13 protein-coding genes are annotated in these 17,170 nt (G+C 38.0%); 7 read left to right on the top strand and 6 right to left on the bottom strand.

The window, feature by feature from the left end; translation table 11 throughout:
* Nucleotides 1-10: 10 nt before the first annotated feature.
* On the bottom strand, nucleotides 11-2,032 hold the full coding sequence (locus tag AC1RFD_RS16640; RefSeq protein WP_054549078.1) for an EAL domain-containing protein: 2,022 nt from the start codon (nucleotides 2,030-2,032) through the stop codon (nucleotides 11-13).
* 186 nt (nucleotides 2,033-2,218) lie between these two features.
* Here AC1RFD_RS16640 and AC1RFD_RS16635 point away from each other — a divergent pair, with 186 nt between their 5' ends.
* From AC1RFD_RS16635 to AC1RFD_RS16620, 4 genes are all read left to right on the top strand, one after another.
* Complete coding sequence (locus tag AC1RFD_RS16635; protein ID WP_048393305.1) at nucleotides 2,219-3,115, top strand: DMT family transporter; 897 nt, start codon at nucleotides 2,219-2,221, stop codon at nucleotides 3,113-3,115.
* 66 nt (nucleotides 3,116-3,181) lie between these two features.
* Nucleotides 3,182-4,903, top strand: a complete 1,722-nt coding sequence (locus AC1RFD_RS16630) for an ABC transporter ATP-binding protein (RefSeq protein WP_048393307.1) — start codon at nucleotides 3,182-3,184, stop codon at nucleotides 4,901-4,903.
* Nucleotides 4,903-6,735 carry an ABC transporter ATP-binding protein gene (locus AC1RFD_RS16625; RefSeq protein ID WP_492475100.1) on the top strand — a complete coding sequence of 611 codons (1,833 nt, stop codon included), beginning with the start codon at nucleotides 4,903-4,905 and terminating at the stop codon, nucleotides 6,733-6,735. The genes AC1RFD_RS16630 and AC1RFD_RS16625 overlap by 1 nt, the downstream gene beginning before the upstream one ends.
* A 347-nt stretch (nucleotides 6,736-7,082) precedes the next feature.
* Nucleotides 7,083-7,952: a GNAT family N-acetyltransferase gene (locus AC1RFD_RS16620; RefSeq protein ID WP_233436290.1), complete on the top strand. Its 870-nt coding sequence runs from the start codon at nucleotides 7,083-7,085 to the stop codon at nucleotides 7,950-7,952.
* Between the two features lie 266 nt (nucleotides 7,953-8,218).
* On the opposite strand, the gene helD is transcribed toward AC1RFD_RS16620, so the two are convergent.
* Entirely contained in the window at nucleotides 8,219-10,444 is a 2,226-nt protein-coding gene (gene helD / locus AC1RFD_RS16615) for an RNA polymerase recycling motor HelD (RefSeq protein ID WP_492475099.1), read from the bottom strand.
* Between the two features lie 157 nt (nucleotides 10,445-10,601).
* Here helD and AC1RFD_RS16610 point away from each other — a divergent pair, with 157 nt between their 5' ends.
* A complete protein-coding gene (locus AC1RFD_RS16610; RefSeq protein WP_326141418.1) occupies nucleotides 10,602-11,318 on the top strand; it encodes a glycerophosphodiester phosphodiesterase in 717 nt (238 codons plus the stop codon).
* A 91-nt stretch (nucleotides 11,319-11,409) separates the two neighbouring features.
* On the opposite strand, the gene AC1RFD_RS16605 is transcribed toward AC1RFD_RS16610, so the two are convergent.
* Entirely contained in the window at nucleotides 11,410-12,432 is a 1,023-nt protein-coding gene (locus tag AC1RFD_RS16605) for a DUF2804 domain-containing protein (protein ID WP_054549082.1), read from the bottom strand.
* A gap of 182 nt (nucleotides 12,433-12,614) precedes the next feature.
* Here AC1RFD_RS16605 and AC1RFD_RS16600 point away from each other — a divergent pair, with 182 nt between their 5' ends.
* Both AC1RFD_RS16600 and AC1RFD_RS16595 read left to right on the top strand, forming a co-directional pair.
* Complete coding sequence (locus tag AC1RFD_RS16600) at nucleotides 12,615-13,109, top strand: amidase domain-containing protein (protein ID WP_492475098.1); 495 nt, start codon at nucleotides 12,615-12,617, stop codon at nucleotides 13,107-13,109.
* A 97-nt stretch (nucleotides 13,110-13,206) separates the two neighbouring features.
* A complete protein-coding gene (locus AC1RFD_RS16595; RefSeq protein ID WP_048393315.1) occupies nucleotides 13,207-13,779 on the top strand; it encodes a nitroreductase family protein in 573 nt (190 codons plus the stop codon).
* 58 nt (nucleotides 13,780-13,837) lie between these two features.
* On the opposite strand, the gene AC1RFD_RS16590 is transcribed toward AC1RFD_RS16595, so the two are convergent.
* From AC1RFD_RS16590 to AC1RFD_RS16580, 3 genes are all read right to left on the bottom strand, one after another.
* Entirely contained in the window at nucleotides 13,838-15,220 is a 1,383-nt protein-coding gene (locus AC1RFD_RS16590) for a dipeptidase (protein WP_054549083.1), read from the bottom strand.
* Between the two features lie 277 nt (nucleotides 15,221-15,497).
* Nucleotides 15,498-16,241 (bottom strand): SDR family NAD(P)-dependent oxidoreductase, encoded by a 744-nt coding sequence (locus tag AC1RFD_RS16585; RefSeq protein WP_048393318.1) that lies wholly within the window; start codon nucleotides 16,239-16,241, stop codon nucleotides 15,498-15,500.
* 18 nt (nucleotides 16,242-16,259) lie between these two features.
* A complete protein-coding gene (locus AC1RFD_RS16580; RefSeq protein WP_048393320.1) occupies nucleotides 16,260-17,015 on the bottom strand; it encodes an SDR family NAD(P)-dependent oxidoreductase in 756 nt (251 codons plus the stop codon).
* Nucleotides 17,016-17,170 lie beyond the last annotated feature (155 nt).

The raw sequence follows: 17,170 nt of genomic DNA, 5'->3' as shown, positions 1-17,170 counted from the left end.
TTCATTATTGTTATTTTGTCAGTAATAGTTCAATCTCTTCAGGTGTAACAGGTTTACTAATATAATAGCCCTGAATGGCATCGCAGCCGTAAGTGATTAATAGATCTGCTTGTTCAGCTGTTTCTACACCTTCAGCGACCACTTTCAATTCCATGGATTTACCTAGTTGTACCATACCATTCATAAGCTTTTGGCTCTTTTCGGATTTTAAGAGTGAATTTGTAAACGTTTGATCGATTTTTAATGTACTTATTGGTAAAATTTGCATATATCTAAATGAGCCGTAGCCAGTACCGAAATCATCTAATACAAAAGAAATGCCTTCGTTTTCAAGCTTACGCATTTGCTGTGCAATAGACGTTGCGGCTTCAGCTTCTAAAGCAAATTTTTCAGTAATCTCAATTTGTAATAGGTTCGCTGGACAACCTGTTTTTGTAATCATTTCAAGTATAGATTTTGCCATATTCTTATCACGGAATTCGCGTACAGAAGAGTTGATAGATACTTTTAAATCATAGCCAGCCTTTTTCCAAAGTAATGCTTGTTCACAAGCCTTTTCCAGCATGAAGGACCCAATATTATTAATTAGGCCTGTTTCTTCAGCGATAGGAATTAACTCATCAGGCGTTACGACACCTATTACCTCATCTTCCCAACGTACAAGTGCTTCAACAGCAGTAACTTTTCCAGAATACACATCGATTTGTGGCTGATAGAGTACCTTCAAGTTCTTTTGGTCAAGTGCTTGGAGTAAGCGCTTTTCAATTAATGCTTTACGATTTAAAGCTTTATGTGTTGCTGTTGATAAAGAAACAATTTTATCTCCGCCAGCCTCACGGACTGTAGAAATAGTAGCAATGGATGCCTTCATAAGCTGAGAGAATGTTGATTGATCCTCAGGATATCTAGTTATGCCACCACTAATAGAAATTGGTACAGCAATATTGCCGCTATAAATCGGATGTTGTTGTAAGTAAGATAAAAAGCCTTGAATAAACCATTCACTTAAAGGCGTAATGACAACAAAATCATTTTCATTTATACGAGCCATCGTGCTATCTTGGAAATACATTTTTATACGATTTGTAAATTCAACAATAAGGCTTTGATCGATTTGTTGATCATGTAATTCTTTAAGTGTATAAAATTTATCAATACTTAGATAAACAAATGAAAAGTGTCTCTCATCGTCAATCATATTGGTGATTACTTTTTCAAGTCGATGTGCATTCATCAAACCTGTTTCTGTATCGATGTAAGCAATTTTTTCAAGCTGGTGTTGAATCGTTTTTGATTTAGTTACATCCTTTTCAATTAGGATAAACTGTTGTTCATTTGTTTCAAGATTAACGAGGGGGATAGCCGTTAGTAGCACCCAATAGGATTGCCCCGTTTTTGTAATTTTTTCAACTTCTCCTTGCCATGTATGACCATTATTTAAATTACGCCAGATCGTATGTGTTATTTTTTCACTCATTTCATTATCAGGGAACAGTTGCCAAAAGGTTTTGCCGATAACACGCTTTGGTGTCCATTGGCTTGTTTTTAGAAATTCATTATTACATTCCAAGATAAATCCATCGTGATCGAGTGTAACAGTCATAAAGGTTGCATCTAAACCTTGCTTAAGGTTTACAAAGGTATTGCATTGAGAGATAGCCTGCGTCATTAATTCTGGGAGCATAAAAATCAATAGAATAAAACGTTCTCCCTCATCTGTAAAAGGTTTAGCTAGCAGAGCTGTTGTTATTTCTGCATTTGAAGTTGTGTGTACTTGAATTTTTTCTAGATACGTACTGTCCTCATTTTGTAAAATAGATTGAAGTGTTTCGACAGGAAGCTGACGCAGTAGATTTTCGTGTATAGATGGAGTAGTATTTCCTTTAATATCATTAGCTGATAAGCCAATCAGATGTTCAGCACTCTTTCCCCAGACTGTTGCTTGTCCATCTTGATTAATGATAATTGCAGGAAAAGGAAGTGAATTTAAATAATGTTCATCAATCGTAAATGATTTATGCATATGACTCATGATTATTCGATCTCCTTGGGTAATCAATATATACTAATATTATAGATAATAATCGGGAATTAGTCATTATGAATATATTTGTAAATATTTGATAGTAAAAATTAATAGGACTTTTCTAGTGAAATATAAGAAATGATTTGAAGAAAAGTAACAATTTTTAGTACGTATATAGGAAGCAGGATTGGTATGAAACGTTTAAAAGGAATAATATTTATCGTCTCGGGTGCTATGTTATGGGGAGCAACTGGCCCTTTAATGGAGTGGTTGCTTAATCATACACCTTTGACTGTATCCTTTATGTTAACAATCCGTTTATCGGTTGCAGGTATATTACTACTTACATATTTATTGTTAACAGGAAAAAATATTTTTGGAATTTGGCAGCACAAGCTATGGGGGAGACAACTCATAGTTTTTGGTATTGCAGGTATGCTTGGTGTCCAATTTACATTTGTTGCTGCAATTAATGAAAGTAATGCTGTGCTTGCTACCTTACTACAGTTTTTAGCGCCAATATTTGTTGTCGCGTATGTCTCTCTTAGTTTAAAGAAATGGCCACCAAAATATCAAGTGTTAGGTATTATTGGTACCCTTATAGGGTTGTTTCTGTTACTAACGAATGCATCATTTGAAAGTTTACTTATTAGTCCAAAAGCCTTGTTATGGGGAATAGGAGTAGGCTTAACATTTGCATTTTACACCTTGTATCCTGCACGCTTAATGAAGGAGTGGAGTGTGCTTTTAGTAGTGGGCTGGGGGATGCTGGTGGGTGGCTTCACTTTGGGCTTAGTAAGCCGTGTTTGGCAGCAGTCCACTCAATGGGTTGTTCTAGTAGATTTTAAAATTTTAATGTTATTAGTTGCTTTAATATTTTTTGGAACAGTAGCTTTTATATTGTTTTTAAGTAGTATGAAATACATTACGGCAGTTGAAACGAGCATTCTTTCTAGTATTGAACCATTAACAGCAATGGTGATCTCTGTTATTATTTTCGGTACTTCTTTAGGTTTTTGGCAATTAATAGGAGTATTCGTTATGCTTGTTTGTGTAACCTGGCTTTCTATAGCAGGAGAAAAAGCATAAATATACTATAGTGTTAGTAGTTTTTAACTATCATTAAATTTTATCTACCAACAAGGGGGAAAGAATATGAAAGAAGTTTTTTCCTATGTAAAGCCATATAAATGGACAGCTATTTTTGCTTTATGTTTAATGCTTTTAGAGTTATTTGTAGAGCTTGTGCAGCCACTCATTATGGCAAAAATAATCGACGAGGGAGTAAGGGCACAAAATCAAGGAATGGTTTTGCAATGGGGGGCTGTTTTACTTGGGCTATCTTTTGTTGCCTTTCTGGCGGGCGTTATCAATTCTTATTTTTCTTCACATACAGCTCAAAGCTTTTCATATGATCTTCGAAATGCCCTGTTTGATAGGATTCAATCCTTTACGCTAGCAACCTATCAAAAATTCTCCACTGCATCGCTTATTACTCGATTAACAAATGATGTTACACAGGTACAAACGGTGCTGTTTATGAGCTTACGTATTATGCTTCGAGCGCCACTTGCTGTGATAGGAAGCATTATTATGGCTTTTGTCGTAAATCCGAAATTAGCTTTATTTTTAGTTATTGGTGCACCGATCATTTTTATTTTTCTTCTTTTTATGGTGGCAAAAGGTGTGACTTATTTTGGGCGTGTACAAAAGAGGGTCGATCGTTTAAACAGAGTTTTACAGGAGAATTTACAGGCGATACGATTAGTAAAGGCTTACTTAAGAGGGGCATATGAGGCTACACGCTTTGATGAAGTTGCATCACGGTTAAAGGTTGATACTGTGAAGGCCTTACGCATAATGGAATATATTATGCCGGTTCTTTTGTTCATTATGAATATGAGCCTGCTCGCAGTTTTATGGTTTGGTACAAAACAAATTGCTACAGGAACAACGCCACTTGGTGATATTGTGGCTATTGTGAATTATGCAATGCGTATGACAGGCTCATTTTCAATGTTCGCTTTTATTATTATCTTCTACGCACGTGCAAAGGCATCTGCAGAACGTATGGCAGAAATCCTTTCCGTTGAAAATGAGGTTGAAGATACATCTCTTTTAGAAGAAGTAGGTCATGCCACACAATATGGAGAATTAACCTTTGACCATGTTAGTTTTACTTATCCAGGAGGAGATGTTCCTGTTCTGTCAGATGTGAGCTTTCAAGTTAAGTCTGGCGAGAAACTAGCGATCATGGGGGCAACTGGTGCAGGAAAATCAACATTATTACAGCTCATTCCTCGGTTCTATGAAGTAACGCAAGGCAGAATACTTGTGGAAGGTCAGGATGTGCAACATTGGGATTTACAAGAGTTGCGGGAAGTGATTGGCTATGTCCCCCAGCAGTCATTGTTATTTACAGGAAGTATTGCAGATAATGTGCGTTGGGGAGATACACAGGCTGAAATGGATGCTGTATTACAGGCTACAATGCAGGCGCAAATTCATGCATCTGTTGAAGATTTTCCAAATGGTTATGATACCAAGGTTGGGCAAAAAGGTGTCAATTTATCGGGGGGGCAAAAACAGAGGTTATCTATAGCTAGAGCTCTATTGAGAAAGGGACATATTTTAATGCTTGATGATAGTACTAGTGCTTTAGATGTGAAAACTGAACAGTCTTTGTGGGCGGCACTGAGTGAAGAAAAAGCAACGATGCTTGTTGTTACGCAAAAAATACGTACAGCTAAAGGTGCAGATCGCATTTTACTGATTGATGCTGGAAAAGTAGTTGCTTATGGCACACATGAAGAGCTTTTAGAGACTTCCTCGCTTTATAAAAAAATAGCTATCTCTCAACAGGAGGTGGAGGATTAATGGGATTTTTCCAGAAACCTTTTGGCTATGAACCGCTTTTGACAAAAGATGATCTGAAACAGGGTGTGAAGAAAAAGAAGGGGCCACGTGCAGCTGATTGGAGAAGTACATTGCTGCGGTTATGGAAAATTGTCGACGAACAACGCGCACTGCTTATTGTGGTGCTCTTATTAGTGATGATTAGCTCCATATTAGCTTTAGTTGGTCCTTATGTAATCGGTCAAATGATTGATCACTATGTTATGCATGGCGAGCTTTCAGGCTTAGGTAAGGGGATTGGCTTATTAATTGGTATTTATGTGTTATTAGCCGTTTCTCTTTTCCTGCAAAACTATTGGATGATTGGCATCGCACAGCAAACGATCTATAGATTAAGGACAAGTGTATTCACTCATTTTCAAAGACTGCCAGTGGCATTCTTTGATCGTCGTCAGCATGGAGAATTAATGAGTAGAATGACGAATGATATTGAAGCTGTCAGCTCAACATTGAACAGTTCCTTTATTCAGGTATTTTCAAGTGTACTTACGCTTGGTGGAACCGTCATTATTATGCTCAGTTTAAGCCCATTGCTGACAGTTCTGACGATGATCATTATTCCACTGATGTTTTGGGCGATGCGATGGATTACACGTCGTACAGCACCACTGTTTAAAGAACAACAGGTAGCTATTGGCGCCTTAAATGGGATGATCGAAGAAACAATTTCAGGACAGCGGATTGTGAAGGCATTTTCACAAGAGGAGCGAATGAAAGCAGAATTTCGTGAAAAAAGTTTGCGCTTAAAAAGAACTGGTTTTTGGGCACAGACATACTCAGGTTATATTCCTAAAGTTATGAACTTCTTAAATAATATGAGCTTTACCATTGTAGCAGGTGTAGGAGGAGTTCTTGCGTTATATGGACATGTATCGATAGGGGTAATTGTTATATTCACTGAATATGCACGACAATTTACACGTCCTTTAAATGATTTAGCAAACCAGTTTAATACAGTACTGTCAGCCATTGCTGGTGCAGAACGTGTATTTTCCTTGCTTGATGAACAACCAGAGGCAGAAAATGTGTCAGCACAAAAGCATCAGCTATTGGGACATGTAACGTTTAAGCAGGTGTACTTCAAATATGAACTAGAAGAAGAGGGGTACACACTAAAAAATGTAGATTTTAAAGTGGAACCTGGTCAAACGGTAGCCCTTGTTGGTGCAACGGGGGCTGGTAAAACGACAATCCTTCAACTTATTGCAAGATTTTATGACGTCTCAAAGGGAGAGGTATTATTTGATGGTATAAATGTACAGCAAATTGATCGACAATCCCTTCGTTCACAAATGGCCTTTGTCTTACAGGATCCATTTTTGTTTGAGGCTTCTGTTCGCGAGAATATCCGATATGGTAGACTGGATGCGAGTGATGCAGAGATTGAGGAAGCGGCCAAGCAAGCTAATGCACATGAATTCATTATGAAACTAAAGGATGGGTATGATACTATTCTTGCAGCGGATGGACGCGAGATTTCCCAAGGCCAAAAGCAATTACTTTCTATAGCAAGGGCACTTATAGCTGATCCGAAAATTTTACTATTGGATGAAGCGACAAGCAGTATCGATACTGTGACAGAACTGGCGATACAAGAGGCACTCGATACGTTAATGCAAGGGCGCACGAGCTTTGTGATCGCACATCGTTTAAATACTGTCCATAATGCCGATATGGTCTTAGTGATGCATAAAGGGGAATTAGTGGAGGCTGGACCTCAGCAAAAGCTCATCGAATCAGGTGGTCTTTATGCACAAATGCTGCATTCATCCTCATACCATCTTGAGGAATAGATGGAAAAAGAGCAATTTCATTTGAAGTTGCTCTTTTTTATTGAATTAAAAATGTTATTAATTTGAATAAATGGTATAATTATTATATAACATTATTAAAATATGAAGCAGTAGATAGTTTAAAAGTAATGGGTTGAGAAAGAATAAATATCTCTATTTTAGAAAAATTAGTATATTATTTCTAGTAAATTTCAGTCATTTTACTGAATTTTTATAGTATAAATCCTTTTATTTTTCTAATATTTGAAGTAAAATTCTGATTAATAGCGGGTATTAATATATTTTGTTGCCAGCTTATTTTCATTCTTGCTACAATAGGGCAATAGTCTGTTACAGGAACGGAGTAAATGATGAATATTTCAGTGATGACAGTGTCTTTTCCATTAGATGGAGAAACATTGAAAGAAGTAAAGTTATTATGTGAAGAAGCAACAGTTCAAGATTATCGAGTCTATGAAACCATTATGAATGTACCAATGGCTAGCTCTTTCGAGAATAAAGGCTTCATGGTACTAGCGTATGAGGATGATAAGGATTTACTAGTTGGTGCTGCTAGTGCTATCGACTTAATGGGACTTCATACATATGAGTGGTCATTAGTGGTGACACCTGCATATCGACAAAAGGGTATTGGAACTGCGTTAGTTGAGGGTATACAAGTAGGGCTAAAAGAAAGAGGGGCAGAGGGGCAATTAGCTGTAGTAATTGATGGTTCCCCTTATGGGCACACATTTATTGAAAACAAAGGGTTTACCTATAGTTTTTCAGAAACGACCCTAGAAACAAAAGCAGAGCCTGTTACATTACGAAGTGATATAAATATTCAAGCCTATAACGGAGAGCAAGCTGAACTGATTACTATTTATTGTGAGGCTTTTGGAGATCTACCCGAAGAATCAGAAGAGCTTATTGCTTTTAATACATCAACAAATGGAAGAGAGCTTTGGGTTGCTTACAGAGATGGTGCAGTTGTTGGCACAGTGACTACAGCTAAGGAAAATGAAATCCAGTGGGTAACAGCACTTGCTGTACATCCAAATTGTGAAGGACAAGGTATTGGGACAGCCCTTCTTTCCTTTTCAAAGGATTATGCGAGTAAGGTTGGTGCAGCGTTTGTCATGCTAGATGTAGAAGTAGACAATAAAAAAGCACTTTCTGTCTATGAAAAAGCAGGCTTTATGAAAGCACAGCAAATTGATTATTATGTAAAACAATAGAAAAAAGGGCGATGAGAGGTATTTAATATCAACTCATCGCCCTTTTTTATCATAATCACGTACTATCTTCATATAATATTAATAAGCTTTAAGAAAGGAGTCGTGATCATGCGCATGCCAGCATTGCCAAAGAAGAAGTCTCCTCCGAAGGAAGCCCCTAATTCATGGTGGAAAGTTGTGAAAGCTTATTTATCCAAAGGGAAGTTTTATAAATTACCCCCAAGAAATTAATGATGCAAAGAAAAAAGTCGCCTTTTAGCGACTTTTTAATTTTCTAATAAAAATGTCTTTTTGGATGGACCGATTAAGTATAGCTCGTGCATGGCTCGTGTAAGAGCTACATAAAGTAGCTTTCGGTCAATGGGTGTATCGTAAAATGGTGTATCGTAGGCAGCTACAATGACAGCATCAAATTCAAGTCCCTTAGCTAAGTGACTTGGCACAACAAGTAACATTTCTTGATTAATAGATTCATTTTCCGTTAGTAGTTGTGAAGCAATATCATTGTCTTTTAATGCCTGTTGCATAGTAATGGCTTCTGCAGTAGTTTTGCAAATTAAAGCGATGGATCGATGGCCATTTTGACGAATAGCTTCAAAAATCTCTTTAACTTTGAAGGCATCGAATTGCTCTGCTTGAATAAAACTTGGTACTTTACCGTGACGCACAACGGGTTCTACTAAAGGTAGCTGTTCATTCATTTGCGCTAGAATTTGATTCGCGACTTCCATAATTTCAATTGTTGTTCGATAGCTTTTTTGCAAAGTGCGGAAGCTTGCACGAGGAAATAAGCTTTGGACAGGTTCCCAGGCTGTTAATGAGCGATAGCTATGGATACCTTGTGCTAAATCACCGACCATAGTAAACATATCTGTATCAAGACCTGCTTTTAAAGCAGCAAGCTGAAATAAACTGTAATCTTGGACCTCATCGATAAAGACAACACGCATCTTCCATTCATCTGCAATGCCTTTTAAACGTGCTTGTAAATAGTATAGTGCAGCTAAATCTTCGAGTGCCCATTGTTCTTTACGATGTGCCTGCAAAAATTGTTGCTGTTCAAGGTAATGCCATTCAGGGGCGAGTTCTGCTAATAATTCTGCATCGGTGAGAAGGGTACGATAGAGTGTTTTAATATTATGTTTGGGAAAGCGACGCATATAAGCTGATGCCGTTGTCTTCGTTTCTTTTTCAATGGCAGGAATTCGTTCATCACGCTCATCAATGAATTTTGTGACAACACGTCGCCGTTTTTCATCATCTCGAATTCCATTTAAGGCTTTACCCAATGCTTCATCATACTTTTTATGGAGTGTAGCTAAAACAGCCTGTTTTTTTTGACGTACATGGCTTGCTAAGACCTTTTTAATATGTTCAAGTCGCTTTTCGATAGGCATATATGAGAATTCATATAAAAACAGCTTCTTCAGGTGGGAAGCACGCATGATACAGTATTTTTCAATATAGACATCTTCGAATTGCTCTGCGAGCTTTTGTTCCAGCTTTTGTACGTAGCGTTCGATGACATCACGATAGTAAAGTGAGCCTTTCATTTCAGCAATCCAGGCAGTAGGCTGACTTCCTCCAGCAACGAGCAATTCTAATTGTTCATTTGGATTTTGAAGCTTAAGCTTTAATTTAGTGGCAGAAAGAACGTAGTCTGTAAAAGTAGTTTGGCATATTTTATCGACGCCAAGCTCTGGTAAAACATCGCCTATATAATCAATAAATAACTTATTCGGTGCTAAAATCATGAGCTGCTCAGGATTAAAATGTTCACCCATTGTATAAAGGAAATAGGATATTCTGTGTAGAGCAATGGTTGTTTTTCCACTACCAGCAGCACCTTGCACAATAATTGGTTGACGAAGATGTGCTCGAATAATTTCATTTTGTTCCTTTTGAATGGTTGAAACAATTTCAGTTAGACGGACATCAGCTTTTCCAGCTAATGCTTCTTGTAGTAGTTCATCATTTGTTGTTAGATCAATATCTCGTATATCGAGTAATTCGCCATTTTCGATCTTGTATTGCCTTTTAGCAAAGAGATGTCCTTTATGAACTTCACCACGGACATCGTACTCCATGTCACCAAGACGTCCATCATAATAAACATTAGCTACGGGTGAGCGCCAGTCAACAATAATGGGCTCATGGGTTTCACGATGAAATAGTGATGTTTTCCCAATATAAAGGAATTCTTCTGGGTCACCGGTTTTTTGGAAATGGATTCTAGCGAAATAGGGCTTCTTGCGAACGGCCTCTAGACCTTCTTTTTGATTACGTGCCATTTCAAAAAATCTGGCATTTGTTAAGATATTTAAATAACTTAAACTCGAATCTAAGTAATCAAGATCGGCCATAGATTTGCGGATATTTTCTTGAGCAGATTTTAAATCTCGTTGTGATTCGTCTAATATTTGTTGCATATAGCCTTGGGTATACGCTAACCGCTCTACTTCAGCCTGAAAATCTGGATGTTGTACAGTCATTTTTTAGCACCTCCTAGGTACTTACAATTTCAAAGTAGATTATCATACTACTATATATAATATTTACCAGCAAGTGAAAGCTAAAATGTTAAGTATGCTACTATTACATGGGGCTGGAAGGTTTTTCTTTGAATAATAATAGAGGAGGTTATTGAATTTGGACATATTTGCACATAGAGGTGTTTCGATAAACTATCCAGAAAATACGATGGCTGCCTTTCAAGCAGCATCAAAGCTTCCTATAGCAGGGATAGAGCTAGACGTTCATTTAACCGCAGATAAAGAGGTAGTGGTGATTCATGATGAGACCATTGATCGTACCTCCAATGGCTCAGGCTATGTAAAAGATTTTACATTACAACAATTACGTACATTTGATTTTGGCTCGTGGTTTTCACGGGAGTTCGGAGATGAAGTAATTCCTACCTTAGGGGAAGTGTTGGAGTTATTTGCAGGTACCAATCACCGTATCAATATTGAACTGAAAACAGACATTATTGCATATGAAGGAATCGAAGCGCTCGTGCTCAAAGAAGTAGCAGCACAGCAAATGACAGAGCGGGTGATCATTTCATCTTTCAATCATGAATCATTGCAAACAATATCAAAAATAGCGCCTTATATAGAAAGTGCAGCATTGTTTGCAGAGGTGCTGGTGGATTTCCCAACTTACATTGCTCTTATACCAGCTAAGGCGTTACATGTAAGTTTGCCAACTTCCTTACGTAAATCAGTTAAACTAGCTCTCGCTGAAGGTGCAACTGTACGTGTGTATACCGTCAATGAACAACGCGATGCTCGAAGTTTACAACAGCTCGGTGTACAGGCGATATTTACAGATGATCCAGAAAAGATATTAAGAGCCCTTAGTTAGAGCAAAAGTGGACAGTTAGGAGACAAAAGCTTCCGTGGAATCATTTGCATTTTCAAAATACCCACGGAAAGCAACGTCTTCTAGAGGGTTTTTACCATTTTGCACGATGTTCCTCAATACATCCGAGCATTTGTTGAATAACCAGTGTTTCACCATTGTCGAGTAAAATAGAACCGTCGTAATAGCCAAATAGTTGATGTACCTCTGATTTAACTAGTTTGGCATTCGTTTGGGCTATACGCTCAAAAAAGGGTGAAAAGGTTAAGGAGACCTGATTAGAAAATTTTGTTTTCACTTTCCAACGCTGCATATAATCTTCAGAATCATATTGAAATAATAAATCCTCATGTATTTTTGTCATTTTACCATCAACAAAAACAGCATTTTCAGTCATGCCTGTGCCATCTGTCCATTTACCTCCTAAATTAAGTCCGATGCGTCGTCCACGTACTCGTTGAGAGGCCATTCCCCAATTCCATAATGCTTCACGTGGCCATACACCTCGTCCATAATCCAACACAGCAAAATTCTCCTCAGCTGAGAAATTAAAACGCCGAGTACCAATTGTGACAACACCTGATGTTGGCAATATGTGATGCTTGCCTGTGAACTGAAATGTTTTACGATTCCAAGGAATGACTACATTTAAGGTTTCGTCCGCTGGTGGGTGCTGAATGATAAGCTTTGCGCGTAAAACATCTCCGTCAAAGTTTGGTATAGAAACAGATAGATGTGTTTCATTTTGTATATATAATAAATCAATCATCATTTCACTATTTTTAAATGAAACAGATTCTAAAACCTGTGTAGGCATTTTTAGTTTACCACCAAAGGGGATTGTGATCGTTTTTTCAAAATAGCGCTGTGTTTCATATTCAAGGAAATAAACGAAGCAGACTGCTGCGTAATCTAGATGACTAATCGTAGCTGAAAACAAGATTTCATCACCGTAGACACACCAATAGTTCCATTTCTTTTTGCGCATGAGATGGCCGCTTAAATTGCTATTAATAAGTGGTTTGCGTGCAAATCCGATGGCTGCTGGATTTAAATTACCTTTTTTATCGCATAAAAGAGTTGGCTGTAAAATCTCTTTTTCAGCATGCTGCCTCACATTCAACATCCCTTCTGGTCATAAAATAAAATTGAGATATCTTTAATCCTTATTGTAGCAAAAATGTTCTTGAAATTGGAAAGGAACATGCTGAATATAATGGATTTCAATAAGAATTATGAGGAAGGACCTAACTAATAGAAATGCTTAAATAGACATATGATGGCATGAGGAGGTTATGTATGGCAAAAATGTATAATAGGCAAGCTGCAGTTCAATATGCTAATTTGTGGTGGAACAGACGCAATCCTGCTTTTCCAAATTTTGATGTAGATTGCACGAACTATATATCTCAGTGTTTACTTGCAGGAGGGGCACCGATGCGAGGTGCACCAAGTAGAGAGAACGGCTGGTGGATTCAGCAAGGGAATTGGAGCTTTAGCTGGTCTGTTGCCCATTCATTACGATGGTATTTAGAAGGATCTACAACAGGATTGAAGGGTAGACGTGTTCAATATGCAGAGGAACTAGAGCTTGGAGATGTCATTTTTTATGATTTTCAAGGGAATGGTAGAATTGACCACTCCGTTATTGTTACAAGTATTCAAAATGGTATTCCTTATGTGAATGCCCACACCTCAGATAGTATTAATCGACCTTATTTTTACGAGGATTCCACCGCCTATACGCCAAGCATGACCTACTTTTTCTATCATATAGATGACAGCTTTGCTTAGGAACAGGTAGTTTTAAAGCATACAAATATATGATAATGTGAAAGATAGAAGAGATAAACTCTAATATGTTGTCTTATGGTAGAAGGAGAATTGATATATGAGCGAACAAATTTTATCTGTTAGAGATGCAATTATTCAACGTCGTTCCATTAAAAAGTTTAATGGCCAGCCTGTAGAGCGTGAGGATTTAATGGCTATTATTGACGATGCAGTATGGGCTCCCAATCATGGTAATCGTGAGCCGTGGCGATTAGTTGTTGCCTGTGGAAAGGAATTAACAAATCTTCATCAGCTATTACGTGACTTAACAATTCCTAAATGGCAGGAGCTTTCAAGCGAAGATTTAGCGAAGCAGATGTTGAAATTTACATTACCAGGTGGCTATGCCTTTGTTATCGTTCCAGAGGATGCGCGTCAAAAAGAACGTTTAGAAGATTATGCAGCAGCAAGTACATTTATTCAAAACATGCAGTTACTGGCATGGGATAGAGGCATAGGCTCTTGCTGGAAAACACCAGGCTTCCTAGATAATCCAAAATTCCGTGAAGCTTTAAAGGTACAGCCAGGTGAGCGTGTCATTGCTATGCTACAAGTTGGTTATTTTGATGAAGTGCCAAAAGGTAAAGAGCGCAAACAAGCAGCTGATATCGTTACGATTTTTGGTGAGTAATCAAAGTAAAAAAATCCCTTCACTTTGACAGTGAGGGGATTTTTTAATTAATCGATATTTATTTTTGTAATCCTGAAACCTCATATAAATAATCACTAAGAACACGTAAGCCTTTATCAAAGTTTTCTAAATGGAAGTGTTCATTTGGTGCATGGAAGTTTTCACTTGATAGACCGAAGCCCATTAGCACTACAGGTAAATCTAAAATTTCATCAAACGCAGCGACGATAGGGATGGATCCACCGCCACGTGTGTATGCTGTTGGTACATTATACACTTTTTCATAGGAGCGTCCAGCAGCCTGGATAAATGGATGATCGAAAGGCGTTAGGAATGGACGGCCTTTATCGAATTCAGAAATGTTGATTTCCACACCAGCAGGTTTGTGCTTTTCAACATGTGCTTTTAAAAGTGCTACAATTTCATCGGGCTCTTGATTTGGTACAAGACGACATGTGATTTTAGCGCCAGCTTCAGCGGGCAGCACTGTTTTGATACCTTCACCTGAGAAACCACCAAATACACCGTTAACCTCTAGGGTTGGGCGGGCCCAAGTACGTTCTAAATAAGAATACCCTTGTTCACCGAATAATTCTTTTACGCCAACTTCCTGTTTAACAGACTCTTCATCGAAGCCAAGCGCAAGATAAGCCTCACGTTCCTCTTCTGTTAATGGCAACACTTTGTCGTAGAAACCTTCAACTTGAATCGTACCATGCTCATCACGGAAGGATGCTAAAATTTCAGCTAATGCGTGAATAGCATTTTGTACGCCACCACCATAAAGACCGGAGTGTAAATCTCCCTTAGCTCCACGCACATCAATTTGAATGCCCGTTAAGCCCCGTAAACCATAGCATACCGCAGGCTTCCCAGGACCATAAAGACCTGTATCGGAAATTAAAATTAAATCTGCCGCTAGTTTTTCTTTATATTGTTCAACATAGGCAGGTAGATGTGGACTACCAATTTCTTCTTCACCTTCATAAATGAACTTAACATTGACAGGTAATGTCCCTGTTGTAGCAAACAATGCCTCAATCATTTTTAAGTGCATAAAGACTTGTCCTTTATCATCACTCGCACCACGAGCAAATAATTTATTGTCTCGAATTGTAGGATTAAAAGGCTCACTGTCCCATAAATTTAATGGATCAACAGGTTGAACATCATAATGACCATAAAATAAAATAGTTGGTTTACCCTCTGCATGTAGCCAGTCTGCATAAACAACAGGGTGCCCAGCTGTTTGTGTAATGGAGATATTTTCAAGATTTAGTTTTTCAAACGCACTGGCTAGCCATTCAGCTGCATGTTGAATATCCTCTTTATGCTCGGATAAAGAACTGATACTTGGAATTCGTAAAAATTCATTCAATTCATTTAAATGTGCCTCACGGTGTTCTGCAAAATAAGCATCAATTTGCTGTAAATTAGTCATTAAGCATCCCTCTTTCTAATATTTCGATAATAGAAATAGTATAGCACAATTTACTTTTAGGAATCTTAAATTGTCTTGAAAGATTACACATAGCACCTACAAAATAAACCACAAGAGCTAAATAGCAATTGTGGTTGAGTCTTTCTTGAGTGGATTATAAATTCTTCATTTTTCTGTGAAGGGTTCAGATACAACAGCCAGATCGCTTCGCACTTTTAACGGCTAGAATGGCATCATTAAATGCCCTAGCTTTCAGGCGAGTCTATTCAAAGCCTCATTAGTGAGCAGTATAACCACCATCAACAAGAAGCGTTGTACCATTAACAAAGCTTGCGTCATCGCTTGCTAAAAAGAGAACGGCTTTAGCGATTTCTTCTGGTTTACCAAGTCGACCTTGTGGGTGAAGGGATGCTAAATATTCTTTCTTCTGAGCATCGACCTCAGCTAATAGAGGAGTGTCGATATAGCCAGGACACACCGCATTTACACGAATACCCTGTTTAGCGTAAGCAGTACATAGGTTTTGTGTTAATAATTTAACGCCACCTTTTGCAGATGAGTAGGCTGTAGGGTTTGGTAAGGCAACGAAGCTATGAATTGAACCAGCGTTAACAATGACGCCACCTGTTCCTTGGGCAAGGAATTGCTCAATGGCATATTTATCCGATAGAAATACACCTGATAAATTAATATCAATTGTTCTTTTCCATTTTTCAAAAGAAAGCTCGTGTGCTGGTGCATCGTCAGCTACGCCTGCATTTGCATACATAATATCAAGTTTACCGTATTTAGTAACGGTTTCCTTTATCATGTTTTGAATGTCCGCTTCATTTGTTACGTCTGTTTTTACGAAAAGTGTATCAAAACCATTGTTATTTAATTCTTCAGAAACACTTTGTCCACGATCAGAAAAATCGGCAATAACGACTTTAGCGCCTTCTTCTACAAAGAGACGAACTGTGGCTTCACCGATACCACTAGCCCCACCTGTAACAATTGCTACTTTATCTTTTAGTTTCATATAAATGACCACCTTTAATTATTTTGCTGTTGCTCCGCCATCAATAACGAATTCTGCACCTGTTGAAAAGGAAGATTCATCAGAAGCTAAAAACAATACAGTTTGCGCTACTTCCTTTACAGAGCCTAAACGTCCTAATGGGAATAAGTTTTTGCCTAATTCATCTTTTGAGCTTCCTGTTGTTGCTGATGCATAGTCTGCCATACCTGTATCAATGTAGCCAGGATGAATGGAGTTGACACGTACGCCGTATGGAGCATACTCCATAGCAGCATCTTTTGTCATAATGCGAACAGCCCCTTTACTAGCGCCATATAATACGTGACCAGCAGCACCTGTTAAGCCTGCAATAGAGGAAGCATTAATAACAGAACCATTATGTTGTTTAGCCATAAGCGGCATAATATGTTTCATGCCTAAGAACACACCTGTCACATTGATGGACATTAAGCGGTTCCAGTCAGAAAGCTCGATTTCTGCAAGGGGTTTTATGATATAGATACCTGCATTATTGAAAAGAATATCCACTTTCTTAAATGTTTTTATTGATTCATCTGCAACCTTTTTCCAGTCTTCTTCATTACTAACATCGTGGCGGATAAATACTGCCTCACCGCCGATAGTTTGAATATCACGGACTGTATCGTTCCCAGATTGTTCATTTATATCAGTAATAACTATTTTTGCTCCCTCTTTAGCAAATAATAGTGCAGTTTCTTTCCCGATTCCTGTACCTCCACCTGTAATAATGGCCACTTTGTTTTCTAATCTCATTTCAAGCACGCACCTTTCATTATTTCTGGTTATATGGTTGCCTTAGGATTCAAAAGTATTCGCATTGTTTAGCGATACCTTCATCTTACTCCTTTCAATTTGAAATACTATCCTATAAGATGCTGTATAATATAGTGAGTGAATATCCTCCATTT

Source organism: Lysinibacillus sp. GW823-FHT02G10 (genome assembly GCF_058797135.1).
The sequence above is the reverse complement of the archived record's forward strand: the minus strand, read 5'-3'. Positions and strand labels throughout refer to the sequence as shown.